Origin of the sequence: Rathayibacter tritici (assembly GCF_001641005.1) — a bacterium.
Taxonomy (GTDB): Bacteria; Actinomycetota; Actinomycetes; order Actinomycetales; family Microbacteriaceae; genus Rathayibacter; species Rathayibacter tritici.
In genome coordinates, this window is record NZ_CP015515.1 from 901,724 (window position 1) to 926,050 (window position 24,327).

A 24,327-nucleotide genomic window follows, 5' to 3' on the forward strand; every position below is an offset into this window, starting at 1 on the left:
TCACCTCGAACTGCGCTCGCCGGAGGGTGATCGACGCCGTAGTGGCGTGACGGGTTCATGGAGGTGCGGACGCGCGGCTGTTGCGGATCGCGCGTCCGCGCGCATCTGCCCCACGGCGGTGAAATGATCGGTTCTGAGCCCGACGATGTCGTCTGCCCGCGAGACGACCTCAACGCCGAGACTCCGGAGGTTCGGGTCGGTGTGGTGTCGGTGAAGGGCTGCATCGCGCCGCAAATGGCCGCGAACCGCATCGCGGTAGCAGCCATCGATACCGACGGATATCTGCCATCGAGTCCCGTGTAGTCCGAGGACAAGGTCCTTTACACCGTGGATGTCATCGGTTCGAGTTCGGTAGGGCCTACATCACATCAGCGGGACTGGCGGCACTTGTAGGGATTCGGCTGGCCCTCGACGATCGAGGCGCTGACGGCCCGCGGCCGTGAGCGCCGTGGCGGCCGCTCCGGGCTCGAACAGCGGCTTGCCGAGGTCGAGCTCGACGGCGGCGACAGAGGAGTCGAGCTTCTGCCGCGAGATCTCGAGGCGCTCGGCGGCGCGCACGAAGTGCAGCCCTTCGGTGACCGCCACGAAGTGACGCAGCTGGCTGATCTTCATCCCGAACCCTTCACGGCCGCTTTGTGTGGCACGACCACGGTACGCGGTGCCGGGGGAGGGAGGGACCGCGCCCTCCCTCCGCACGGGTCAGAAGCAGAGGTCGATGGTGAAGTCGAACTCGTCTCCGGCCTGCTGCAGCTCCTTGAGGAGGCGGAAGCCCACTCGTTGGAACCATCGCCGTTTCTGCTCCGAGCCGAAGAGGCTGGTGTCGATGTCGGCGTTTTCCTGGAAGAACCGCTCCCAGTCGCGCAGGCGCTTCTTCAGTTCCAGGGTGATCGTCGAATCCCAGTTGAGCCGCCCAACGTCTTCTGGACCATATGAATAGTTGTCTATGCGGCGTGATCCATGTCATGCCACTCTTGTTCAACTTCGTTCGGTGTTCGGTAGTTAAGTGCCGGGTAAAGTCGTTGTTAATTTAGCGCAGTTCAATGTATCGTGCCACGTCGCGGATCGCTTTCTCCTTCGTCGGATAGTGGGTCCGATTGCATCGTTCGTTCTTGAGGGTGCCGTTGAAGGATTCGTCCCACGCGTTGTCCCAGCAGACGCCGGTTCGACCCATCAATTGTCTGGTATTGAGCTTTCTCACGACCTGTCCGTATTCGGCCGAGGTGTAGACAGATCCGCGGTCGCTGTGAAAGATGGTTTCGCTGAACCCGTCAGGTCGATTGCGGGCAGCCATCTCGAGTGCTTCGATGACCAGCTCGGTTCGCATGTGGTCAGCGAGGGCATATCCGACGGCTTTCTTCAAATAGCAGTCGAGAACGGTCGCGAGGTACACCCAGCCTTCCCAGGTGCGAATATAGGTGATATCACCGACCCACTTGTAACCGGGTCGTTGTGCTGTGAAGTCACGCTTCACGAGGTCGGGGATGCCAGCCGGATCACCGGGAATCGTCGTAGTGGGCCGCCAGGGCTTGGGCTGGCAGGGCTCCAGTCCTGCGGCGCGCATGAGCCGTCGGACGGTTTCGTGCGCCGCGGGGCGGCCCCAGCGCGCCAGTTGTGCGGCGATGCGGCGGTAGCCGTAAGTGCCGTCGTACGCCTCGAACTTTGTCGGGATAAGAGAGGTGATCTCCCTCTGCCACTTCGCTGTTCTCGAGGTTTTCCGGTCGCGCCATTCGTAGAGCTTTATTCATAAGCTCTGATTGGCGCGTGTCGCTGTGAAGGCATCGGCTTCTCGCGGGAGAGAATAGGATTTCCTACAATCTCTATTTCTCGGAGCAAGAAGCCGATGCACTACAACTCTACTACAGGACTTGATTCGGAGCAGATCACGGAACTCGTTTCCCGGATCTGGTAGATCACGCAGTCCCGCGCGACGTCGACGGGAAGAGTGGCGATCCTGAATCTGCGGAACAGATCATCGTGACTCTCGTGCTGGTGCGGCAGAACCTGAACCAGATGGCGGTCGGTGACCTGTTCTGCGTCTCACAGCCGACCGTGTCACGGATCGTCCCGCTGATCGAGGAAGCGTGCTGTCTGTCCGGTGTAGCTCTGACCGAGGCGGTGATCGGTCGGGTCCTTCTGAGCGTGTCAGATCGTGTGTGTAAGGAGTGGGCCTCCTGATGGAAGGAATGACTCTGTTGGCTATCGATAGGGTGTCACGTGAAGCGCGGCGCAGGACCCAGGAGGCGGGCGCTGCGCGTTTGGTCGAGTCGGGCGTGATGGATGACCTGTTCGCGAAGATCGACGCGGGCGAGATCGAGTTGGAGGGCGCTGGAGGGCTGATCCAGCAGCTGATCAAGTCCGGGCTCGAGCGGGGGTTGCAGACGGAGCTGACCGAGCACGTCGGATACGAGAAGGGCGACCCGGACGCGGCGTTTCACGAGAACTCCCGGAACGGGTCGTTCCCGAAGACCGTCGCCACGAACGTCGGCGACGTTGAGCTGCGGATCCCGCGGGATCGCAAGGGAACGTTCACGCCTCGGCTGGTCCCGACGGGCAGCCGGCGGTTGTCGCAGTTGGACGAGATGATCGTGTCGCTGTATGCCGGTGGGATGACTGTCCGCGATATCGAGCATCACCTCGCCGCGACGGTGGGCACGGAGCTCTCGCGCGAGACGATCTCGAAGATCGTCGATGAGATCTCCGACGAGGTCCTCGCCTGGCAGTCGCGGCCGTTGGAGGCGTTCTATCCGGTGATCTACCTCGACGCTCTGATCGTGAAGGTCCGCGACGGCGGGCACGTGCGCAACAAGGCCGCGCACCTCGCGGTCGGCGTTGACATGGACGGCATCAAGCATGTTCTCGGGATCTGGGTCCAGCAGGCCGAGGGCGCGAAGTTCTGGGCGTCGGTCTGCGCGGAACTCGCGAACCGCGGCGTCCGTGACGTGCTCATCGTCTGCTGCGACGGGCTGACGGGGTTCCCGGAAGCGATCGAGGCGACCTGGCCGGACTCGATGGTCCAGACCTGCGTCGTGCACCTGATCCGCAATGCCGTGCGGTTCGTCGCCTACGGGCAGCGCAAGGCCGTCGCCGCCGCATTGAAGCCGGTCTATCAAGCGCCGACCGCGGACGCCGCCAGGACCGCGCTGGAGGCGTTCACGACGTCAGAGCTGGGGCGCGCGAACCCGCACGCGGCAGCGGTGTTCGAGAGCGCGTGGGAGCGGTTCACGCCGTTCCTCGCGTTCCCGCCCGAGGTGCGCCGGGTGATCTATACGACCAACGCGATCGAGTCGCTGAACTTCCAGCTGCGCAAAGTCACGAAGAACCGCGGACACTTCCCCAACGACGCGGCCGTGATCAAGCTGCTCTGGCTCGCGATCTGCGACATCGAAGACAAACGCGCCCGCGACCGAGCCCGCGACCGAGGACGCCCCGCCGCCGAACGTCGAGCTGAGGGACGCCTCGTCGAAGGACAAGTCGTCACGAATTGGAAGAAGGCTCTCGAGCAGCTCTCGATCGCGTTTCCCGAACGAATCCACCGCTACCTCTAAACCCCCGAGGACCACGCACTTACACACACAACTTGACAGGCTCCGATGAGTTGGAAGATCACACACGTCCGGCCGCCCGTGAGCGCGTATTGGGTGGCGTCGAGTTGCCAGAGGCAGTTCGGCGCCGGATACACGAATCGGCGATACGCGGATCGGGGCTTCTTCTTCGGCTCGGGCACGATCACTCCGGCCGCCTGGAACGCTCGCGCGAGGGCTGCCCGCGACGGCGCTGCAAGACCCAGCTGCACCATCCGGTCGTGGACGCTGATCGGACCGTGGTCCAGCCCTGACTGCTCCAGCGATGCCCGCACGCGAATCGCTTGCTCGATCACAGCTTCCCCTGTTCTCGTGGGCGATGTCCGGGGTCGACGCGAGCGCGGGGCGAGCGCCTGGACCGGGCCCTCGTCCCGAGCATGCGCGCGGATCGCGTAAAACGATTTCCGGCTGATCCCGCACTCCGCGCAGAACGCTGTCACCGCGCCCCGCGGAGCGTCCTGTGGCCACTGAACGATAGCGAGACGAACGGACGAGGAGATCGGGGTGACAGCAGCCATCCCACGATCACGACCGAAAGAACCGTCACCACCAAATCCGCCAAACCGTCACCGATGTCCTGAGACAGAACCGTCACCCATGTCCCGAGACTTCACAGTCGAGGGAGCCTGCTTTAGGGGGCTCCCTCGACGGGTCGGGGTTCCCTCGGCGGAGGAGAGGGGGTCAGGGGGTCAGGACTTTGCGGATGCGTTGGAGAGAGGCGCTCTCGGCGGTGCCGAGCGACTGCGCGAAGAAACTCACCCGCAGCTCCTCCAGGAGCCAGCGGGCGCGCTCGATCCGCTCAGGGGCGTGCGCGGGCAGCGGTACGCCGCCGCCGGCGGAGCGGTAGAGCTCCTGCGCGGCCTGCACCTCGTTCAGCCAGATGCGGTCGCGGCCCACGTTCTCGGCGATCTTGCCGAAGCGCTCGGTGATCGCCGCGAGGTAGCGCGGGAGGTGCCGCAGCCGCTCCACTCCGGTCGCCGAGACGAAGCCGGGGTAGACCAGGCCCGAGAGCTGCTCGCGCGCGTCGGTGAGCGCAGGCAGGAGCGCCATGCTCGTCGAGGCCTTGAGCGCCTTCTCGACGCCGCGGGCGGTGGTCAGGATCGTAGTGACGGTCTTCACGGTCTCGAACATCGCATCCATCACGCTCGCCGAGACGCGGTCGCGCACGGCATCGAACTCGGCGCGCAGGAAGAGCATGCCGTCGGGCTTCATCCGCCAGAGCACCGCGTCGACGCAGGCGAGCAAGCAGTCGCTGAAGAGCGCTGTGGTGTTCTGGTACGGGCTCTGCGCGAGCACGAGCTTCTCGTTCGAGGTGAGGTGCTGCTGCACGTAGGCGACGGGGCTCGGCGTCCCGAGCAGGAGGAGGCGGCGGACGCCCCGAGGGTGCTCGCGCGCCTGGTCCTCGGCGGTGGCGAGCAGGCGGATGGACACCGAGTCGCCGTCGTCGATCAGGGCCGGGTAGGCGCGGATCGTGTTTCCGCCCTGCCGGGTGTCGGTGACGCGGGGCAGCTCCGGCATGTCCCACGTCTTCAGTCCCCGGCGCTCGAGCGCGTCGGGCACGCGGGCCTCGACGACGCGCGCGACCTCGTCGCGCACCCGGCCGCGCAGCCGTTCGGCCAGCGGGGCGAGCTCCTTGCCGGCGGCGATCGTGCGCCCCCGCTCGTCGGCGACCGCGAAGGTGACGCGCAGGTGCGAGGGGATCCGCTCGAGGTCGAAGTCCTCGGGCTGCACTACCACTCCGGCCTCGCGGCGGATCGCTCCGGCGAGGGTCGCGGCGAACGACTCCGTCGGCGGATTCGGCACGTCGTGCGGGAGGGCGGCGGTGAGCTTCCGCGCCCAGTCGTTCGCGGGCACAACATTCCGGCGCAGGTGCTTGGGCAGCGCCTTGATCATCGCGGTCACCAGCTCGGCGCGGAGCCCCGGCACCAGCCAGTCGAAGCCGAGCGGAGTGACGCGCGGCAGCAGCGCGAGCGGCACGTGCACCGTCACTCCGTCCTCCTCCGTCCCCGGCTCGAACCGGTACGAGAGCCGTAGGCGCTGGTCTGCCTGGCGCCACTGCGTCGGGAACGCGGTCTCATCGACCTGCTCCGCGTCCTCGGGCAGCAGAGTCTCCTGCGTCATCGTCAGCAGGTCGGGCTCGTCGTGCTGAGTAGTGCGCCACCAGGAGTCGAAGGAGCGCACGGAGGTGATGTCGCGCGGGAGGCGGCGGTCGTAGAAGTCGAAGACCGCCTCGTCGTCGACGAGCAGGTCGCGGCGGCGGGTGCGCTCCTCGAGGCGCTCGAGTTCGGCGCGCAGGGCCCGGTTCTTCTTGTCGAACGCGTGCCGTGACTCCCATTCGCCATCGACGAGGGCGTGCCGGATGAAGAGCTCTCGGGCGTAGGAGGCGTCGATCCGCGAGAACTGGACGCGGCGGCGCGCGATGATCGGCACTCCGTAGAGCGTGACCTTCTCGTAGGCGACGGCAGCGCCCTGCGACTTCTCCCAGTGCGGCTCGCTGAACTGCCGCTTCACCAGGTCACCGGCGATCGCCTCGACCCAGGCGGGGTCGATCGCCGCGTTCGAGCGCGCGAAGAGGCGGCTCGTCTCGACCAGCTCGGCGCTCATCACCGCGTCGGGCAGCTTCTTGGCCAGGGCGCTCCCGGGGAAGATCGAGAACTTCGCGTTGCGGGCGCCGAGGTACTGCACGTTCTGGCGCTCGCGGTTCTTCGCCGCACGCTGCGCCTGCTGCGACGTGGTGTCCTTGATGCCCAGGTGCGAGAGCAGGCCGGCCAACAGGCTCCGGTGGATCCCGTCGGGGTCGACCTTCGGCTCACCGAGCTCGAGCTTGAGCGGACGCGCGAGCTGGCGCAGCTGACGGAACACGTCCTGCCACTCGCGCACGCGCAGGTAGTTGAGGTACTCGGCCTTGCACAGGCGGCGGAAGGCGCTGGAGGAGAGCTCGTCCTGCTTCTCCTCAAGGTAGTTCCAGAGGTTCAGGAGGGTGAGGAAGTCGCTGGTCGGATCGACGAAGCGCGCGTGCTGCTGGTCGGCCTGCGCTCGGCGCTCGAGCGGGCGCTCGCGGACGTCCTGGATCGTGAGACCCGCGACGATCGCCATCACCTCGCGGCTGACGCCGTGCCGGCGCGACTCGATGACCATCCGCCCGAAGCGCGGATCGATCGGGAGCCGCGCGAGATCCCGCCCGATCCGCGTGAGCTGCGGCGCCGCCGCCTCGTCCCCCTTCCGCGAGATGCCACTTGGGTACGCCTTCTGCGGCGTGTCGCGTACCGAAGTGGCATCTCGCGGAAGGGAGGGGGAGGTGGGGGTGCGGAGGGCGCCGAGTTCCGTGAGCAGGTCGAGGCCGTCCTTGATACCGCGGGAGTCGGGAGGCGTGAGGAAGGGGAACGAGGCGATGTCGCCGAGGCCGAGCGAGATCATCTGCAGGATGACGGCGGCCAGGCCCGTGCGCAGGATCTCGGGGTCGGTGTACTCGGGGCGGCGGAGGTAGTCCTCCTCGGAGTAGAGGCGGATCGCGATGCCCGCGCTGGTGCGACCCGAGCGGCCCGAGCGCTGATTCGCCGACGCCTGCGAGACGGCCTCGATCGGTAGCCGCTGCACCTTCGATCGCGCGCTGTAACGGGAGATACGGGCCGTGCCGCCGTCGATCACGTAGCGGATCCCGGGGACCGTGAGGCTTGTCTCCGCCACGTTGGTCGCGAGGACGACGCGGCGCCGGACGCCAGGGGTGCGCCCCTTCTCGAAGACGCGGTGCTGATCGGCGGCGGAGAGCCGGCCGTAGAGGGGGAGCACCTCCGTGCCGGGCAGGTTCCGCCCGCGGATCGCGTCCTCGGCGTCGCGGATCTCGTTCTCGCCCGAGAGGAACACCAGCACGTCGCCCGGATCCTCGCGGGCCAGTTCGGCCAGGGCGTCAGTGATGCCGGTCATCAGGTCGCGGCTGCCGCTCGTCGCGTCCGGGACGTCGGTGTCGTCGTCCTCCTCCGGCTCCTCGGCGACCAGCGGCCGGTAGCGGACCTCGACCGGGTAGGTGCGGCCGGACACCTCGATGATCGGAGCCGGCTCGCCCGCGGCGTCGGCGAAGTGAGCCGCGAAGCTCTGCGGGTCGATCGTCGCGGAGGTGATGATCACCTTGAGGTCGGGTCGTTGCGGCAGCAGGCGGTGCAGGTAGCCCAGGAGGAAGTCGATGTTCAGGCTGCGCTCGTGCGCCTCATCGATGATGATCGTGTCGTACCGGCTGAGCATCCGGTCGTGGTTCATCTCATTGAGCAGGATGCCGTCCGTCATCAGCTTGATCCGGGTCGACGCGGACGCCTTATCGGTGAACCGGACCTGATAGCCGACCAGCCCGCCGACCTCGTCGTCGAGTTCCTCCGCGATACGCTCGGCGATGGTGCGGGCCGCGATGCGGCGCGGCTGGGTGTGCGCGATGCTCTCGCGCCCGAGCTCGAGGCAGATCTTGGGCAGCTGGGTCGTCTTGCCGGATCCGGTGGCTCCGGCGACGATGACCACCTGGTGGTCGCGGATTGCCGCGGCAATGTCCTCGCGCCGCGCCGACACGGGCAGTTCGGGCGGGTAGCGGATGCTGAGCACGTCTGACATGAGCCCTCCATCCTACGCCGCGTGCGACAATGCCCTGTCCCGCGAAACGTCGTGGGACGTCCTGCCCGGTCGGGCGCTTCGGCGCCGGTCGACCGCGGCGCACAATCCCGTGGAGCACCCGATGAATCCGCAGTCCCTGCTGGTCGTGCTGAACATCGTGCTGCTGCTGTTCGCGATTCAGGGAGTGGTGTCGAATCCGCGGCTCTCGAAGGTCGCGAAGGTCGCCTGGGTGGCGTTCATCGTGATCGCCCCGTTCGTCGGAAGCCTCGCCTACCTGGCCCTCGGCCGTCGCGGCGGGAGCGGCGGAGGCGGCGGAGGCGGCACCGTCGTCCGCGGCACGGAGCGGCCGACGGGCTGGTTCTTCGAGCGCTGAGCGACGAGAGCCCGCGGCGACCGTTGGTCCCGGCAAGCCCCTGACCTGTGGCATACCCCACGTCTAGCGTGGAACGCATGGCCGAACGTCTGCGCTCCAGTGTCAGCCCCTACCTCCGCTCGCACGCGGACAATCCGGTCGACTGGTTCCCCTGGGGCGAGGAGGCGTTCGCCGAGGCGGTCCGCCGAGACGTCCCGGTGCTGATCTCGATCGGTTACTCCACCTGCCACTGGTGCCATGTGATGGCGCGGGAGTCGTTCTCGGATCCGGTGCTCGCCGCGCGCCTGAACGCCGACGTCGTCGCGGTGAAGGTCGACCGGGAGGAGCATCCCGACGTCGACACCGCCTACCTGACTGCCGCGAGCGCCTTCACCCGCCAGCTGGGCTGGCCGCTGACCGTTTTCGCGACCCCGGCCGGCGAGACCTTCTTCGCCGGGACCTACTTCCCTCCGAGGGCCGTCGGCGGCGTGCCCGCCTTCTCCGATGTGCTCGAGGCGGTCTCGGAGGCGTGGCGGCTGCGGCGCGAGGAGGTGCAAGCGACAGCTGGCGGACTCGCCGCGGCACTGCGCGAGGCGACCGCGGCGTTGCCGAGCGACTCCGGCCTTCCAGACGACGCCGCGCTGGACGCCGCAGTGGATGCGCTCGCGGCGGAGGAGGACCTCGTGCACGGCGGCTTCGGCGGCGCCCCGAAGTTCCCGGTCGCCCCGGTGCTCGCCTTTTTGGCCTCGCGAGCCTCGGGAGCGGCGCTCGCCGAACGCACGCTGCTCGCGCTCGCCGCGTCGGCGCTCCGCGATCGCGACGGCGGCTTCTTCCGCTACGCGACTCGGGCCGACTGGAGCGACCCGCACTACGAGCGGATGCTCTACGACAATGCGCAGCTGCTCGACGTCGCGGCGGTTCTGCTCGGGCGATCCGACGCCCGGGTCGACGAGCTGACCACGATCGCGGAAGGGATCGCCGCCTTCCTCCTGAACACCCTCGAGCGGCCGGGCGGCGGATTCGCGTCGGCCCAGGACTCGGAGAGCGTCGTCGACGGGCAGCGCTCGGAGGGCGGCTACTACCTGGCCGAGGAGCGCTCGCGGCTCGCGCCTCCGGCCCTCGACGAGAAGATCGTTACCGGCTGGAACGGCCTGGCGATCCGGGCGCTCGCCCGCGCCGGGCGGATGGTGGGGCGCGAGGAGTGGATCGAGGCGGCCCGCCGTGCCGCCCACGCCGTGGTGCAGCGGCACATGGCCGACAGGCGCGTCGTGGCTCGCGCGTCCCTCGACGGCACGGTCTCGGCCGCCCGCCCAGCGCTGGAGGACGTGGGGATGCTCGCCGGCGGTTTCCTCGAGCTCGCGCTCGCCGAGGGTCGGCCGCGTTTCGCGGTCGCCGCGCGCACCCTGATCGACGGCGCGCTCGACGCGGCGGAGGGCCCGCTGCCGTTTGCGCTCCCGGGCGGAGGCGACCCGGTGCTGACTGCGCGCGGTCTGCAGCTCGCGGCGGATCCCTCGGAGGGCGCTTACCCCTCCGGGCTCTCGGCGACCGCGGACGCGGCGCACGAGCTGTACCTTCTCACCGGGTTCCAGCGCTACCGGGAGGCGGCGGAGGCGGTGGTCGCCGCGATCGCGCCCGGTGCACTCCGGCAACCGATGGGTTTCGGTGCCGTACTCGCGCTGGCGTCGCGGCTCGCGCGTCCGGTGCGGCAGCTGGTGGTCGTCGGTCCCGGAGCCGCGGAGGCGGTACGCGGGGCGCGGTCGGCCGGTTTCGGGGTCCTCGTCGGCGTCTCGGACGAGGGCGCGCGGGAGTGGGCGCACGCGGGCTTCGGACTGTTCGAGGGGAGGACCTCCCGGGAGGACCTGCCGACCGCTTACTCCTGCGAGGCCTTCGTCTGCGCCCTGCCGACCACTCGGCTCCCGGAGGAGCTCATCACGCGGCCGTGACCACGAGCGGCGCCTCGGGATCGGCCGCCCACTCGTTGAGCGAGCCGTCGTAGACCACCGCCGTGTCGACCCCGAGCACCGCGAGCGCGAGAGCGTCGGCGGTGGCCGCGATCCCGCCCGCGCAGTAGAGAACGATCCGCTCGGCCTGGAGGCTCTCGCCGAAGAGCGACCGCAGCCGCTCCGGCGGCAGGAGAGTGTTGTCCGCGCGATTGACCAGGCGCCCGGCTGGGACGTTGCGCGAACCCGGCAGGTGCCCGAGGCGCGGGCGCCGCCCCTCCTCGCCGGTGAACTCCTTCGGCGGCAGTGCGCAGACCAGGGCCCCCGGTGCCTCGCCGCGGACGACGCGCTCGACGCCGGCCTTATCGATCCACAGCGGGCGCTCCTCACGGACCGTGATCCCGCCGCTCGCTGCGGGCTCGACATGCCCGGTCTCGATCGGGCGCTCCTCGCGACGCCAGGCCGAGAGGCCCCCGTCGAGCACCGCGACCGCATCGTGCCCGGCCGCGCGCAGCAGCCACCACAGGCGCGAGGCCCACTGGCCCACCGCGGAGTCGTAGACGACGACCACCGAGTCGTCGTCGATGCCGAGGGCTGCGGTGGCGGCCGCGAACCGCTCGGGGTCGAGGCGCGTGAAGGGGAGGGATGCCTCGGAGTCGGACAGCTGCGCGAGCACGTCGCCGAAGACGGCGCCGGGGACGTGCCCCTCGAGGAGGTACTGCTCATCGCCGCTGAGGTAGCCGAGGCGGCCGTCGAAGCCGGGCACGAGCAGGACGCTCGCATCGACCACGACGAGGTGCTCACGGCCGAGCTGGTCGGCGAGCCACTGGGTCGAAACGATCGGCCGGGCGAGATACGGGGCGGAGGAGGTGCTCACGCCGTCCACGCTAGGCGGCACCACCGACATGCGTGCCCCTGCGCGTCATGCGGGTTCATGTTCGCGCCGTCTCGCGTCGAGGTACCGCCGCCCGCGCGCCTCAGCACTCGATGACGTTCACCGCGAGACCGCCCTCGCTCGTCTCCTTGTATTTCGAGGACATGTCGATGCCGGTCTGACGCATTGTCTCGATCACGGCGTCGAGCGAGACGCGGTGATCGCCGTCGCCGTGCAGCGCAAGGCGGGCGGCGCTCACCGCGGTGGAGGAGGCGATCGCGTTCCGCTCGATGCAGGGGATCTGCACGAGTCCGCCGACCGGATCGCAGGTGAGGCCGAGGTGATGCTCCATCGCGATCTCGGCCGCGTTCTCGACCTGCCCAGGAGTGCCGCCGAGCACCGCGCAGAGTGCCCCGGCGGCCATCGCACAGGCCGAGCCGACCTCGCCCTGGCAGCCCGCCTCCGCACCCGAGATCGACGCGTTCGTCTTGCAGAGCGAGCCGATCGCGGTGGCGGTGAGGAGGAAGCGGCGCAGGCCCGCGCGATCGGCGCCCGGCACAAACCGCAGGTAGTAGTGGGCGACGGCGGGGATGATCCCCGCGGCTCCGTTCGTCGGAGCCGTCACCACGCGCCCGCCCGCGGCGTTCTCCTCGTTCACCGCGAGCGCGAAGGCGTGCAGCCACTCCACCGAGGTCGCGCGGGCGCGGTCGAGCGGGTCCTCCTCGAAGGCCTCGAGCCGCTCGCGGAGGACCGATGCGCGGCGGCGCACCCCGAGGCCACCGGGCAGGACGCCGTCGGTCGCCAGGCCGTGCTCGACGCAGGCGGCCATCGCGTCCCAGATCGCGTCGAGGCGGGCGTCGACGTCGACCCCGGGGTGCAGTGCGCGCTCGTTCGCGGCGGCGATCTCGGCGATGCTCGAGCGGGTCCGGTCGCAGATCGCAAGCAGGTCGAGCCCCGAGACGAAGGGGTAGGGGTGCGGAGCCAGGGCCGCCAGCTCGGCGTGCTCGCCCGCTCGGCGGATGAAGCCACCGCCGATCGAGTAGTAGGTCTGCTCCCACACCGGCAGGGCGTCCTCGCCGACCCAGACGCTGAACGTCAGCGCGTTCGGGTGCTCCGGCAGTCGAGTGCGGGGCTCGAAGGCGACGTCGTCCCGCGTCATCGCGAGGCGCTGCTGGCCGGCCAGGAGGATCGCTCCTTCGGCGTCGAGGCGCTGCCAGGCACCGCGCACCAGCGCCGGATCGCACGTCTCGGGGTCCAAGCCGGCGAGCCCGGCGACCACGGCGTCCGGAGTGCCGTGGCCGATCCCCGTGGAACCGAGGGAGCCGTAGAGGGTGCAGACCACGCGGCTCACGCGGCCGAGGAGGCCGGCGTCACGGATCCGCTCAGCGAGGGCGAGGGCCGCGCGCATCGGCCCGACGGTGTGCGAGCTGGACGGGCCGATCCCCACGCTGAACAGGTCGAGGACGGAGACGTAGGCGCTCATCCACCGAGCGTACGCCCGTCCCGGGACGGCGGACGGGCGGGCACCCTCTCGGATGCCCGCCCTCCTCAGCGTGTCGCCGCGGTCACCACTCGCAGTGCACGTGGTTGTCGTGGTCGGGGTCGCCCGGGCCGAGCGTAAGTGTCGCACCCAGGGCGGCGCAGGCGTCCTGCACTGCCTGGTGGTCGGCGCCATTCAGCACGGTCACGCCGTTGATCCGGTCGATGTCGACCGCGTGGCCGGTGTAGTGGCGGGAGGTGCTGCTGTGATCCTCACCCGCGATCGAGGTGACGCGGAGGTCGAAGCCGTACTCCGTGTTCAGGCGGAGCAGCCCGTTCAGCATGGCCGGGTCCAGAGCCACCTCGGTGACTCCCGCATCACCGCCGGAGCTGGTCTTGGCCGGCTTCCCCTCGGCGGTGTCACGGATGTTGACGAGCGAGGTCGAGGCCGCGTCTGCGCCGGAGTCGGCGCCCAGCTCGTAGAGCTCGATGCCCGGATTGTCGAGGATGGCCTGCGCTGTGGCTGCGGAGTCGCCGCTGGGCGGGGGAGTGGTGCCCCCTCCGCCGCCGGTCCCGGCGATCAGAGCCTTCCAGGTGGCGGGTCCGACGATGCCGTCCGCCGTCAGACCGGCTCCGCTCTGGAAGCCGGTCACCGCAGAGTCGGTCCCGGCGCCGAAGACGCCGTCGACCGCGAGGGAGGCGCCGTTCGCGTTCAGCTGGGTCTGCACCGCGCTGACCGCGTCGCCGGTGGAGCCGCTGCGGACGGTGACGGTGAGCGCACCCCAGGTCGCCTCGCCGATCACACCGTCGGCGGCAAGGCCCTTGGCCGACTGGAAGGCGGTGACGGCCCCCGCCGTGCCGGAGCCGAAGGCCCCGTCTACGGCGAGCGACTGGCCGGAGCCGCGGAGGAGGTACTGCGCCGTGGTCACGTCCTCACCGCTGGATCCGGAGGAGAGCACGGGCCAGTCGGCTGCCTGGGCACTGGTGGCCCCGCCGACGGTGACGCCGACGGCGAGCAGGACGGCGGTGATGACCGCGAGGATGCGGGAGCGGGCTGTCTGCGGCCGGGCGCTGCCCTCGGTCTCGATGGTGGTGGTCTCGGTGTCGGTGGTCATGATCCTCATCCCTCGCTCTCGACGGCCTCGCGGGCCAGGGTCTCCCACTGCGCGTAGGCGTCCGGCACGCCGGATTTCTGCACGGCCTGCGCCGCAACGGTGACCGACAGCGACTCCCAGCCGGGCACGTCGAGCAGGCCGGAGTTGCTGGTGGGGCTGTTCGCGGCTCCGTAGAAGGCGCGCGACGCGGAGACGGGGTCGATCAGCTCGGCGGCGGTGCCCCAGCCGGAGGAGGGACGCTGCTGGAACAGTCCGACGGAGTCGCGATCGCCGCCGGAGAGGTTGCGCAGGCGCGACTCCTGCATCGCCGTTGCGATCGCGATAACCCAGCCGTATTCGGGGACGCCAGCGGTCTTGCCCTCGGCGATGATCGTGCGCACGTTGGAGAGCTGCTCGTCGCTCAGGGTGGCGAACGTCTCGCCGGGCTGGCCCGGGTCGGGCGTCGAGCCGGAACCGGAGCCGACGAGCGACTGCCATGTCTGCGGGCCGACGACCCCGTCGACCGTGAGGCCGGCCGCGGATTGGAAGCCCTTCACCGCGGCCAGCGTCGCAGCTCCGAACTCGCCGTCGACGCTGAGCCCAGCGCCGGTCTTGTTCAGCTGCACCTGCAGAGCGGTGACGGTTTCGCCGGAGTCGCCGGAGGAGACGGTCGTGATCAGCGCCGACCAGGTCTGCTGACCGACGATGCCATCGGCCGAGAGCCCCCGGGCACTCTGGAACGCTGTGACCGCGGCGGCGGTACCGGAGCCGAACACGCCGTCCGCGTCGACCGACTGGCCTGCGGCGTTCAGCAGGTGCTGGATGGTACGGACGTTGGCGCTGTTCTCGCCCTGGGCGACGACGGGCCAGGCGGCGGCCGTGACGGACACCGCCGAGATCTGCGCGGGGGCTGCGACGGCGAGTGGCGCCGTGGCCAGCGACCCGAAGGCGAGAGCGCCACAGGCGACTCCGGCGACCAGGAGGCGGCCCCGGGGCCATCGCGGGCCGGGTGCGGTGGTGGGTGCGGTGGTGGATGCGGTGGTGGTGAACTGTCTCATCGTTTCGTACACCTCTTCATGGCCGCGAGCGGCCGGACGTCGTTGTCGCGATCGGGGAGTGGGTCTCCCGTGTCCTTCAGGCCTACTCCTGCTCCGGCGCCGCCGGGCCCGCTTGGGATCCAGTGTCCAGAGAGCCTCCACGGAACGCGGAGGGGGATCCGTCGCGCGGGGGAGGCGGCCGGGTCCGAACCGAGCGACACTGCGCACAAGGGCGACACGCCCGGGTTGTCGGCGCGTCGCTCAGACGTGCTGGCTGGCGGAACTCCAGCCGAGGGCACCCGGACGACGACCGTTCCAGGGCCCTCGCCACTCGGGCCCCTCTGCAGGGGAGGCGACGCGCGACCCGCCCGCAGCGATCGACCGGGTGATGCCCGAGCGGCCGGCCTCGTGGAGATCCGCCACACCCTCCGCCAGCTCGTCACCGTGGAGGGCAACATCCCCGCCGCGAGATGCCACTTGTGCGGACGACACGCCGCGAAAGGCGCGCGTAAGTGGCATCTCGCGCAGGACCGGCTCAGCGCAGCGTCTTGCGCGCCGAGATCTGCCCGGTGTCGAAGCCGAGCAGGTGCAGTCCGCCGTGGAAGCGGGCGTGTTCGACCTTGATGCAGCGGTCCATCACGACGGTCAGGCCCTTCGACTCGCCGTACTCGGCCGCCTCCTGGTTCCAGATGCCCAGCTGTACCCAGACCGTGGGAGCGCCGACGGCCAGTACGTCGTCAATCACCGCCGGGATGTCGCTCGCCCTGCGGAACACGTCGACGATGTCGGGGACGACCGGGAGCTCGGCCAGGCTGCGGTAGACCGGCTGCCCGAGGATCTCGGTGGCGTTCGGGTTCACGAAGTACAGCTCGTAGTCGCTCGACTGCTGCAGGTAGGTCGCCACGAAGAAGGAGGAGCGGGCCGGGTTCGGTGAGGCGCCCACGATGGCCACGGTCTTCGCGCGGCGGAGGATGTCGAGGCGGGTGCGCGCGTCGGGGCCGATCCAGGTGCGCTGCGAATGCAGCATCGTCGCGAGAGGTGAATCGGGTGGGACGGAGCAGCTGAGCCCGTTGGACAGCTGGACGACGGTGTCGGTGGTGCTCATGCTCAGACCTCCACGGCCGGGGTGTGCAGGGTCGTGGTGGTGTCCTCCGGCAGCTCCGTCGGAGCATCGGGGGTGCCGTGCTTCTCGACGGCGCGGGTCAGCGCCTGGTCGAGGTCGTAGACGATGTCGTCCGCGTCCTCGATACCCACGGAGAGACGGACGAGGCCGGGGAGGACGCCCGCGTGCAGCAGCTGCTCCTCGGTGAGCTGCGCGTGCGTCGTCGAGGCGGGGTGAATGACCAGCGTCTTCGCGTCGCCGATGTTCGCGAGGTGGCTGGCGAGGTCGACCGACTCGATGAAGGTCTGGCCGACGGCGCGACCGCCCTTCACCACGAAGCTGAAGACCGAGCCCGGACCCTTCGGCAGGTACTTCTGCGCACGGCCGTAATGCGGGTGCGCGGGGAGGCCAGCCCAGTAGACGGCGTCGATCCGCGGGTCGGCGTCGAGCCACTCGGCGACGCGGCGCGTGTTGTCGACGTGCGCCTGGATCCGGTACGGCAGCGTCTCGACGCCCTGTGCGAGCAGAAACGCGGAGTGCGGGGCGAGCACCGGGCCGATGTCACGCAGTTGCTCGGCCCGGAGGCGCGTGAGGAAGCCGTACTCGCCGAAGTTGCCGTCCCAGGACAGGTCGCCGTAGGACGCGACCGGATCGTGCAGCAGCGGGAACTTCTCCCGGGAGTAGTGGAAGCGCCCCGATTCGACAACGACGCCGCCGAGCGTGGTGCCGTGTCCGCCGAGGAACTTGGTGGCCGAATGGATGACGATGTCGGCGCCCCACTCGATCGGTCGGACGAGGTAGGGCGTGGCGACCGTCGAGTCGATGATCAGCGGAATGCCGGCGGCGTGCGCGACCGCGGCGAGGCCCTCGATGTCGGCGATCTCCCCGGAGGGGTTGGCGATCGTCTCGGCATAGAGCACCTTCGTCTTCTCGGTGATCGCCGCCGCGTAGTCGGCCGGCTCGCTGGAGCGCACGAAGGTCGTGTCCACTCCGAAGCGCCGCAGCGTCACGTCGAGCTGGGTGATCGAGCCGCCGTAGAGGTTGGCGGAGGAGACGACGTGGTCGCCCGCGCCCACCAGCGCCGCGAAGGTGATGAACTGTGCCGAGAGTCCGGAGGCGGTCGCGACGGCGCCAAGGCCGCCCTCGAGGCTCGCGACCCGCTCCTCGAAGGAGGCGACGGTGGGGTTCGACAGGCGCGAGTAGACATTGCCGTACTTCTGCAGCGCGAAGCGTGCGGCCGCGTCGGCGGTGTCGTCGAAGACGAACGCGCTCGTCTGGTAGATCGGCAGGGCGCGGGCGCCCGTCACCGCGTCGGGGATGTTGCCCGCGTGGATCGCACGCGTCTTGAAGCCGTATTCGCGATCTGCCATGCGATCGACGCTAGCGGGAGGCGCCGACATCCCGCGCTCGTGCGCGACGCATCGCGTAATACAGCCGATCAGAGCGCCAGCTGCACCGCTGCCAGCCCCATCGCCGCGATCGCGGCCCAGGACACGAGCGCCACGACCAGCGCCCGCCACCCTGTCGTCACGAGCGCGCGCACCCGCACCGCACTGCCCAGGGCGAAGAGCGCGGCGGCGAGGAGCCAGGTCTGCGTCGTGTCCGCGGTGGCGAGCACCTCCTCCGGCAGCGGCAGGAGAGTCCTCAGCAGCACCGCCGCGAGGAACCCGAGCACGAACAGCGGCACGATCGCCGGCCGGGTCCCGCCCGGCTCGTTGCCGCGCCGGGTGACCGCCGCCGCCACGGCGACCATCGGAGCGAGCATCAGCACACGCGTCAGCTTGACCACCACCGCCACGGCCAGTGCCGACGCTCCCGCCACCTGAGCGGTCGCCACCACCTGGCCGACGTCGTGCACCGACGCGCCGACCCAGTGCCCGAACTGCACGTCCGAGAGCCCCAGCGGCTGCGCCAGGGCGGGGAGCACCGCGATCGCGAGCGTGCCGCAGAGCGTGACCAGCGCGACCGGTGTCGCCTGCTCCTGCTGCTTCGCCCGAGTCGCCCCGGCCATCGCCCCGATCGCCGAAGCGCCGCAGATCGAGAACCCCGCAGCGAGGAGCAGCGGCTCCTGCCCGGGCAGCCGCAGCGCCCGCCCCAGCGCCCAGGTCAGGCCGAAGGTGGCGAGGACGATCCCGACGACGACCAGGATTGCGCCCCAGCCCAGCGCCGCAATGTCGATCAGCGAGAGCTTCAGCCCCAGCAGCACGATCCCGGTGCGCATCAGCGAGCGCGACGAAAACGCCAGGCCCGGCGCCAAGGCTCCGCCCAGCATCCGCCGCGCCGATGGCAGCTGAGCGACGAGGATCCCGAGCGCGACCGCCGCGGTCAGCATCGGCACCGCGGGAACGGCCGCGTGCAGCAGCGCCGCGAGCACGGCCGCGACCGCGCAGGCTGCTACTCCGGGACCCCGCCGCCGGATCAGACCCACGAGTGCAGCCACATATGAGCCTGCCAGAAGATGAAGGACGTCTGCGCGCCGGTCCAGAGCGGGAGGAAGTAGCCCGTCACGGCGGCCGCGGCCACCCCGAAGACCAGCACCACCAGGATCCCGCGAGTGCGCCTCGTCCGCTCATCGCCCGGCGACCCGATCACGATCCCCGCCGTCAGGGCCAGTGCCAGCATCATGTAGGGCTCGAAGACGACGCAGTAAAACTGGAACACCGTGCGGTCGAGGTAGAGCAGCCACGGCAGGTACCCCGCGACGATCCCCATCAGCACGAAGCCGGCGCGCCACTCCCGGTACCGGGCCAGGCGGTAGACGAGGTAGAGCAGCGCCAGCACGCCGACGTACCAGATGAGCGGATTAGCGACCGAGGTGATCGCCTCGGCGCACCGCACGGCGGTGCAGCCGTCGACCCCGGTGGCCTGATCGGCGAAATACATGCTGGTCGGCCGCAGCATCAGGAGCCACGTCAGCGGGTCCGCCTCGTAGGGGTGTGCGGCGCGCAGATTGATTGAGTAGTTGTACATCTGCGCGTGGTAGTGCCAGAGGCTCTGCGCCCAGTCCGGCACCCAGGCGAGCGCGCCGGTCCACGCGTTGCCGGGCGACTCCGTCGCCCACTGCCGCCCCCAGCCGCCGGAGGTGCGGAGCCACCCGGTCCACGTGCCGACGTAGGCGACGAGGGCGATCGGCACGACCAGGAGGAAGGTGACCGGCCCCTGTGTGAGGAGCGCGCCGCTGCCCCAGAACAGCACCCCCGCCCGGCGCCGGAGCAGAGCATCAGCGACTACCGCATAGACGCCGTACGCCGCAAGGAAGTAGGCGCCCGTCCACTTCACTCCCGCGGCCAGCCCGAAGAGCACGCCGGCGCTCAGAAGCCACGGCCGCCACCACAGCACCGGCCCCCAGCTCGACAGTGCTCCCGCAGCCACCTTGCGCGCGAGCTGTAGCTCCGCCCAGCGCCGGTCGAGCAGCACAGCCCCGACCCCGCAGAGCGCGACGAACATCAGGATCCCGTCCAGCAGCGAGACCCGCGACATCACGATCGCGTGGCCGTCGAGCGCGAGCATCAGCCCCGCGAAGGAGGAGAGGAACGTGGAGCGGAAGAGAAGGCGGCCGATCAGGATCACCAGCGCCACGGCGAGGATCCCGGCGACGGCGGTCGAGATACGCCAACCGACGCTGTCGTCGGCGCCGAACGCGCCCATGCCCAGCCCGATGATCCATTTACCTAGCGGCGGGTGCACGACGAAGGACGGTGCCCCTGTGAAGGCGTCGACGTCGCCCGCGGCGAAGCCGGGATCGGCGTTCGCGGGCCAGGCGCCCTCGAAGCCGAGGTTCCAGAGGGTCCAGGCGTCCTTCACGTAGAACGTCTCATCGAACACCAGCGAGCGCGGACGACCCAGGTTCCACAGCCGCAGGACGGCGGCCAGCGTGATGACGAGCAGCGGCAGGCCGAACTCGTAGAGCCGGCGCCGCCCGGGGGAGGCAACCAGGCGTCCGTGCAGATCGTCGAACCAGGAGCCGCGGGCCACCCCCGGGAGCGGGGTGCGGTCGCGGGGCTCGGCGGGCTCGACCGGCACCGTCTTCGTCGGTCCCGCCGCGTCCAGAAGCAGGTCGTCGAAGTCGCGCTGCGGTCGGTCCGTCACCCGGCCATGCTAGTCGGGGACCCCCGCACGGGTGGTGGCACAGTGCGACAAGCGGAGACGAACAGGCGACCTGGGAGACTGGCCGGATGATCATCCTCGCCGGCACTCCCATCGGAAACCTCGGCGATGCCTCGCGGCGTCTCGTGGAAGCGCTGTCCTCCGCCCGTCACATCGCCGCCGAGGACACCCGCGTGACGATCCAGCTGCTCCGGGCGCTCGGGGTCGAGAACCGGCCCGCCCTCTACGCGTTGCACGACCACAACGAGCGCGAGCGCGCGGCCGAGCTGGTCGAGCTCGCTCGCGCGGAGGATCTTCTCGTGCTCAGCGACGCGGGCATGCCCACGGTGTCGGACCCGGGCTACCACCTGGTCGAGGCGGCCGCGGCGGCAGGAGTCGCGGTGACCGCCCTGCCCGGACCCTCCGCGGTGCTGATGGCGCTCGCTGTCTCCGGACTCCCGACCGACCGCTTCAGCTTCGAGGGCTTCCTCCCGCGCCGGCACGGCGAGCGGGTTTCGACCTTCCGCGCGCTCGTCGACGAGCGGCGCACGATGGTCTTCTTCGAGTCGCCGCACCGTATCGGTGACGCGCTCGCCGACCTAGTCGAGGTGATGGGCTCGGATCGGCGCGTGGTCGTCTGCCGCGAGCTCACCAAGATGTTCGAGGAGGTCCGGCGCGGCACGGCGGCCGAGCTCGCCGAGTGGGCGGCCGGCGGGCTGCGCGGCGAGATCTGCCTGGTGGTCGAGGGCGCTCCCGTCCGCGAGGCGTCCCTCCAGGACGCGCTGGCCGACGTGCTGGCCCGCGTCGCGGCCGGATCGCGCCTCAAGGAGGCGTCGGCCGAGGTGGCCGAGATCACCGGACTCTCCCGCCGCGCCCTCTACGAGGCGGCGCTCGCCTCTCGCCGCGCCTGAGGTGAGCTCCTCCACAGCGGCGCTGGTAGCCCGTTGTCCACTGGCTCCGTCACACGGGAGGAGCCGCCCCGCGCGGTGAATAGGATGGTCGCCATGTCCGACGGCGCCTCCTTCTATCTCACGACCCCGATCTTCTACGTGAACGACGTCCCGCACATCGGGCACGCGTACACCGAGGTCGCTGCCGACGTGCTCACCCGCTGGCACCGCCAGGCGGGAGATGACACCTGGCTGCTGACCGGCACCGACGAGCACGGCCAGAAGATCCTCCGGACGGCCACCGCCAACGGGACCACTCCCCAGGAGTGGGCCGACCGACTCGTCAGGTCCGCGTGGCAGCCGCTGCTCGAGACCATCGACATCGCGAATGACGACTTCATTCGCACCACGGAGGCGCGGCACGAGGTCAACGTTCAGAAGTTCTTGCAGAAGCTCTACGACGCGGGCGCGATCTACACCGGCGAGTACGAGGGCTACTACTGCGTCGGCTGCGAAGAGTACAAGCAGCTGTCCGACCTCGAGGAGGGCACCGGCGAGTACACCGGGCAGTACGTCTGCAAGATCCACTCGAAGCCGGTCGAGCTGTTGAAGGAGAAGAACTACTTCTTCTCGATGAGCGAGTACACCGAGAAGTTGCTCGCGCTCTATGAGGAGCGGCCCGACTTCGTGCAGCCCGAGTCGGCGCGCAACGAGGTCGTGAGCTTCGTCCGCCAGGGCCTGGCCGACCTGTCGATCTCGCGCTCCAGCTTCGACTGGGGCGTCAAGGTCCCGTGGGACGACTCCCACGTCGTCTACGTGTGGTTCGACGCGCTACTCAACTACATCACCGCGGTCGGCTACGGCCAGGACGAGGCAGAGTTCCAGCGCCGGTGGCCGGCGACCCACATCGTCGGCAAGGACATCCTGCGCTTCCACGCGGTGATCTGGCCCGCCATGCTCATGGCCGCCGGACTCGAGGTGCCGAAGCAGGTCTTCGGTCACGGCTGGCTGCTCGTCGGCGGCGAGAAGATGTCGAAGTCGAAGCTCACCGGGATCGCGCCAGAGCAGATCACCGACACCTTCGGCTCCGACGCGTTCCGCTACTACTTCCTGCGCGCCATCACCTTCGGTCAGGACGGCTCGTTCTCCTGGGAGGACCTGTCGGCGCGGTACCAGTCCGAGCTCGCGAACGGCTTCGGCAACCTGGCCTCGCGGGTCATCGCGATGCTGCACCGCTACTACGACGGCGTCGTACCCGAGCCCGGGGAGTTCACCGAGGCGGAGGAGCGCATCCAGCGCACCGTCGCCGACGCCGCCTCCTCCGCGGACCGCTCGATCGACGCTCTCGCGATCCACGACGCGATCACCGCCGTCTGGAGCATCGTCGAGGAGCTCAACGGGTACATCACCGAGCAGGAGCCGTGGGCGCTGGTCAAGCGCGAGGAGCGCGAGCGCCTCGGCACAGTGCTCTACACCGCGACGGAGGGGCTGCGCGCCCTGGCCGTGCTGCTCTCGCCGGTCGTGCCGCGCGCGACGACGGCGCTCTGGGAGGCGCTGGGCGTGACGGAGTCGCTGGGCGCCCTGACCGCTCAGCCGATCCGTGAGGCGGGCCGCTGGGGCGTCCTCCCGGTCGGCACCACCGTCGGCACCCTTGCGGCGCTCTTCCCGCGCATCGAGGCGCCGGCGTCCTGACGGGCGTTTGCACATTCGCCCGCTACACGGACGGGACACCACCAATGAGGGAGATTGTCGATCGTGTACATCACTCGGCTAAGGCTTAAGAATTGGCGTAATTTTCGCGCCGTGGACATCTCTGAGCGTTATTCATAAGCATTTACCAGCCGAGTCGGTAAAGTTCGAGGCGGGTGACGGTGCGAATGAGGCTGGGAAGTTCTGTAAGACGTCCGCGATAGCCGGTCTTGAGGATTTTCCAGTTCTTCCAGTGCGCGATGCATCTTTCGACCGCCGAACGGATGGAGGAGATGTATCGGTTGGCTGTACGTGTGTTGTCATCATGTTGTCCGTGGTGAAATTTTTTCCGGGGAGTGACTGCGGTGGTTCCGACGTACGCTGGGTCCGCTATCCACTCGGCATTACCGAGAATCGGTTCCCATCCACACAGGCTGATGGTCGCTCGGTCGTGCCGAGCGCCGGGGGTCGGATCGGACACGCAAAGCAAGTTACCGTTCACGTCCGAGGCAACTTGCACGTTCAGCCCTTGACGGTGTCGCTTCCCGGAGTAGTTCGCTCTCCCCGTCACGGCGCGGTTCCCGGTGGGAACATCGGTGCCGTCGACCAGGACCACTCGGCCCTGGATAGCCGTCTTTAAACACACCCCCGACAAACAGCAGGCCTGCTCGATCAGCGGGACGATCCGCCGATATGCGCGAGAAATCGTGGGCTGCGACACACCGAACATATCCGCGATAGTCGTTTGGTTCACGTTCTGCCGCAATAAGATCAGAGTCATAACGACCTGCTCGCGAATGTTCAGCAGCACCGGGCGTCCCGAAATCTCACCCCTCCCCGTGACAATCTGCCATATCCGACAGATCAGCTCCGTCAATTGCTCCGCATCCAGGCCTGTAGTAGAGTCGTACCGCATCGGCTTCCCGTTCCGAAAATAGCGAGCTTTGGAACTTCTATTCTCCCGAATGGGAAGCCGATGCCTCGGAACGACACGCCCGAATCAGACCTTATGAATAACGCTCTGAGAGCAAAAATCGGCAACTTTGCGAAGGTTTCGCAACGTGCGCCAGTTATCGTCTTCACCGACCTCGATAGGAAGGAGTGTGCTCCGTCGCTTGTTGGAGAGTGGCGCCAGGGTCTATCTTTCGATGCGCCCAACCTTTGAGGCTTATGCAAAATCCCCTCGCACACCCAGCGAACGAGCCTCTGACCAGGGCTTTTGTGAAGCCCTACCCGAATTTTGCATAAGCCTCTTTTAATCCGCGTCGCTGCGCAGGAGGCTGAGGCCTGGATGATCGCCGATACGGCTGGAATCGCGGCACTCTTGGGCCGCCCAAATCTAGTCGTGCCAGCTCAGGCTGATGATATCCAGGACCCGAAGGAGTGGTTGCTGAACGCTGCTGCACATGCCGGACGTTCCTTCAAGCAGCGATTCACGAGGGTCGAGCGAAACCGGCTGCGACAAGGGGTTGAATACAATTTGATCCTTGAAACGTTCGTTCTCAAGGTTTGGGACCCTGAATCGGCGCGCGAGCGGTCCGACAGCCTCGATCGGGCGGTGAGGGCGCTCGAGGTGCTGAATGCACGAATAATGGAGTGATCCGGCC

20 protein-coding genes and 1 pseudogene are annotated in these 24,327 nt (G+C 69.0%); 8 read left to right on the plus strand and 13 right to left on the minus strand.

Annotated elements, in window-relative coordinates; translation table 11 throughout:
- The first annotated feature begins 123 nt into the window (after positions 1–123).
- Positions 124–303, plus strand: a complete 180-nt coding sequence (locus tag A6122_RS04005) for a hypothetical protein (protein ID WP_068251880.1) — start codon at positions 124–126, stop codon at positions 301–303.
- Positions 304–363: 60 nt separating this feature from the next.
- Here A6122_RS04005 and A6122_RS04010 read toward each other — a convergent pair whose 3' ends face one another.
- Positions 364–612, minus strand: a complete 249-nt coding sequence (locus A6122_RS04010; protein ID WP_068251884.1) for a LysR family transcriptional regulator — start codon at positions 610–612, stop codon at positions 364–366.
- Between the two features lie 415 nt (positions 613–1,027).
- A complete protein-coding gene (locus A6122_RS04015; protein ID WP_146085114.1) occupies positions 1,028–1,741 on the minus strand; it encodes an IS3 family transposase in 714 nt (237 codons plus the stop codon).
- Between the two features lie 230 nt (positions 1,742–1,971).
- On the opposite strand from A6122_RS04015, the gene A6122_RS04020 reads away from it, so the two are divergent.
- Both A6122_RS04020 and A6122_RS04025 read left to right on the plus strand, forming a co-directional pair.
- Entirely contained in the window at positions 1,972–2,175 is a 204-nt protein-coding gene (locus tag A6122_RS04020; RefSeq protein ID WP_257722320.1) for a helix-turn-helix domain-containing protein, read from the plus strand.
- A gap of 98 nt (positions 2,176–2,273) precedes the next feature.
- Positions 2,274–3,545, plus strand: coding sequence for an IS256 family transposase (locus A6122_RS04025; RefSeq protein ID WP_418320007.1), 1,272 nt, complete (start codon positions 2,274–2,276; stop codon positions 3,543–3,545).
- Positions 3,546–3,589: 44 nt separating this feature from the next.
- Here A6122_RS04025 and A6122_RS04030 read toward each other — a convergent pair.
- Both A6122_RS04030 and hrpA read right to left on the minus strand, forming a co-directional pair.
- A pseudogene (locus A6122_RS04030) lies at positions 3,590–4,099 on the minus strand (helix-turn-helix domain-containing protein); the annotation flags it as partial.
- 163 nt (positions 4,100–4,262) lie between these two features.
- Positions 4,263–8,177: an ATP-dependent RNA helicase HrpA gene (gene hrpA, locus A6122_RS04035; RefSeq protein ID WP_068251898.1), complete on the minus strand. Its 3,915-nt coding sequence runs from the start codon at positions 8,175–8,177 to the stop codon at positions 4,263–4,265.
- 121 nt (positions 8,178–8,298) lie between these two features.
- On the opposite strand from hrpA, the gene A6122_RS16925 reads away from it, so the two are divergent.
- The gene (locus A6122_RS16925) at positions 8,299–8,550 is read left to right on the plus strand and encodes a PLDc N-terminal domain-containing protein (protein ID WP_068251902.1); all 252 of its coding nucleotides are present in this window, start codon (positions 8,299–8,301) and stop codon (positions 8,548–8,550) included.
- 77 nt (positions 8,551–8,627) lie between these two features.
- On the plus strand, positions 8,628–10,472 hold the full coding sequence (locus tag A6122_RS04045; protein WP_068251906.1) for a thioredoxin domain-containing protein: 1,845 nt from the start codon (positions 8,628–8,630) through the stop codon (positions 10,470–10,472).
- On the opposite strand, the gene A6122_RS04050 is transcribed toward A6122_RS04045, so the two are convergent.
- The 8 genes from A6122_RS04050 to A6122_RS04085 all read right to left on the minus strand — a co-directional run bounded on the left by A6122_RS04050 (position 10,459) and on the right by A6122_RS04085 (position 20,144).
- Complete coding sequence (locus A6122_RS04050; protein ID WP_167542342.1) at positions 10,459–11,346, minus strand: sulfurtransferase; 888 nt, start codon at positions 11,344–11,346, stop codon at positions 10,459–10,461. The two genes, A6122_RS04045 and A6122_RS04050, sit on opposite strands and share 14 nt — an antisense overlap.
- Before the next feature lie 100 nt (positions 11,347–11,446).
- Positions 11,447–12,826 (minus strand): L-serine ammonia-lyase, encoded by a 1,380-nt coding sequence (locus A6122_RS04055; RefSeq protein WP_068251911.1) that lies wholly within the window; start codon positions 12,824–12,826, stop codon positions 11,447–11,449.
- An 82-nt stretch (positions 12,827–12,908) separates the two neighbouring features.
- Entirely contained in the window at positions 12,909–13,937 is a 1,029-nt protein-coding gene (locus tag A6122_RS04060; protein ID WP_104259580.1) for a peptidoglycan-binding protein, read from the minus strand.
- Between the two features lie 5 nt (positions 13,938–13,942).
- On the minus strand, positions 13,943–14,974 hold the full coding sequence (locus A6122_RS17105) for a peptidoglycan-binding domain-containing protein (protein ID WP_084415809.1): 1,032 nt from the start codon (positions 14,972–14,974) through the stop codon (positions 13,943–13,945).
- A gap of 514 nt (positions 14,975–15,488) precedes the next feature.
- Positions 15,489–16,058, minus strand: coding sequence for a CoA-binding protein (locus tag A6122_RS04070; protein WP_068251914.1), 570 nt, complete (start codon positions 16,056–16,058; stop codon positions 15,489–15,491).
- Between the two features lie 2 nt (positions 16,059–16,060).
- A complete protein-coding gene (locus A6122_RS04075; protein WP_084416154.1) occupies positions 16,061–17,425 on the minus strand; it encodes an O-acetylhomoserine aminocarboxypropyltransferase/cysteine synthase family protein in 1,365 nt (454 codons plus the stop codon).
- 68 nt (positions 17,426–17,493) lie between these two features.
- Positions 17,494–18,495 (minus strand): YeiH family protein, encoded by a 1,002-nt coding sequence (locus tag A6122_RS04080; RefSeq protein ID WP_068251916.1) that lies wholly within the window; start codon positions 18,493–18,495, stop codon positions 17,494–17,496.
- Positions 18,474–20,144 (minus strand): dolichyl-phosphate-mannose--protein mannosyltransferase, encoded by a 1,671-nt coding sequence (locus A6122_RS04085; RefSeq protein ID WP_237358231.1) that lies wholly within the window; start codon positions 20,142–20,144, stop codon positions 18,474–18,476. The genes A6122_RS04080 and A6122_RS04085 overlap by 22 nt, the downstream gene beginning before the upstream one ends.
- An 86-nt stretch (positions 20,145–20,230) precedes the next feature.
- On the opposite strand from A6122_RS04085, the gene rsmI reads away from it, so the two are divergent.
- Both rsmI and metG read left to right on the plus strand, forming a co-directional pair.
- Positions 20,231–21,052 (plus strand): 16S rRNA (cytidine(1402)-2'-O)-methyltransferase, encoded by an 822-nt coding sequence (rsmI, locus tag A6122_RS04090; protein WP_068251919.1) that lies wholly within the window; start codon positions 20,231–20,233, stop codon positions 21,050–21,052.
- 93 nt (positions 21,053–21,145) lie between these two features.
- A complete protein-coding gene (gene metG, locus A6122_RS04095; RefSeq protein ID WP_068256995.1) occupies positions 21,146–22,723 on the plus strand; it encodes a methionine--tRNA ligase in 1,578 nt (525 codons plus the stop codon).
- Between the two features lie 142 nt (positions 22,724–22,865).
- Here metG and A6122_RS15665 read toward each other — a convergent pair whose 3' ends face one another.
- Positions 22,866–23,636 (minus strand): transposase family protein, encoded by a 771-nt coding sequence (locus A6122_RS15665; protein WP_084415810.1) that lies wholly within the window; start codon positions 23,634–23,636, stop codon positions 22,866–22,868.
- Positions 23,637–24,011: 375 nt separating this feature from the next.
- Here A6122_RS15665 and A6122_RS16400 point away from each other — a divergent pair, with 375 nt between their 5' ends.
- Positions 24,012–24,320, plus strand: a complete 309-nt coding sequence (locus tag A6122_RS16400) for a hypothetical protein (RefSeq protein ID WP_146085098.1) — start codon at positions 24,012–24,014, stop codon at positions 24,318–24,320.
- Positions 24,321–24,327 lie beyond the last annotated feature (7 nt).

Bases quoted from the DNA above. Each gene is read 5' to 3' on its own strand.
- A6122_RS04075 (WP_084416154.1), bottom strand. From the start codon at position 17,425: ATGGCAGATCGCGAATACGGCTTCAAGACGCGTGCGATCCACGCGGGC.
- A6122_RS16925 (WP_068251902.1), top strand. From the start codon at position 8,299: ATGAATCCGCAGTCCCTGCTGGTCGTGCTGAACATCGTGCTGCTGCTG.
- hrpA (WP_068251898.1), bottom strand. From the start codon at position 8,177: ATGTCAGACGTGCTCAGCATCCGCTACCCGCCCGAACTGCCCGTGTCG.
- A6122_RS04060 (WP_104259580.1), bottom strand. From the start codon at position 13,937: ATGACCACCGACACCGAGACCACCACCATCGAGACCGAGGGCAGCGCC.
- A6122_RS04010 (WP_068251884.1), bottom strand. From the start codon at position 612: ATGAAGATCAGCCAGCTGCGTCACTTCGTGGCGGTCACCGAAGGGCTG.
- A6122_RS04070 (WP_068251914.1), bottom strand. From the start codon at position 16,058: ATGAGCACCACCGACACCGTCGTCCAGCTGTCCAACGGGCTCAGCTGC.
- A6122_RS04025 (WP_418320007.1), top strand. From the start codon at position 2,274: ATGGATGACCTGTTCGCGAAGATCGACGCGGGCGAGATCGAGTTGGAG.
- A6122_RS04005 (WP_068251880.1), top strand. From the start codon at position 124: ATGATCGGTTCTGAGCCCGACGATGTCGTCTGCCCGCGAGACGACCTC.
- metG (WP_068256995.1), top strand. From the start codon at position 21,146: ATGTCCGACGGCGCCTCCTTCTATCTCACGACCCCGATCTTCTACGTG.
- A6122_RS04045 (WP_068251906.1), top strand. From the start codon at position 8,628: ATGGCCGAACGTCTGCGCTCCAGTGTCAGCCCCTACCTCCGCTCGCAC.
- A6122_RS15665 (WP_084415810.1), bottom strand. From the start codon at position 23,636: ATGCGGTACGACTCTACTACAGGCCTGGATGCGGAGCAATTGACGGAG.
- A6122_RS17105 (WP_084415809.1), bottom strand. From the start codon at position 14,974: ATGAGACAGTTCACCACCACCGCATCCACCACCGCACCCACCACCGCA.
- A6122_RS04055 (WP_068251911.1), bottom strand. From the start codon at position 12,826: ATGAGCGCCTACGTCTCCGTCCTCGACCTGTTCAGCGTGGGGATCGGC.
- rsmI (WP_068251919.1), top strand. From the start codon at position 20,231: ATGATCATCCTCGCCGGCACTCCCATCGGAAACCTCGGCGATGCCTCG.
- A6122_RS16400 (WP_146085098.1), top strand. From the start codon at position 24,012: ATGATCGCCGATACGGCTGGAATCGCGGCACTCTTGGGCCGCCCAAAT.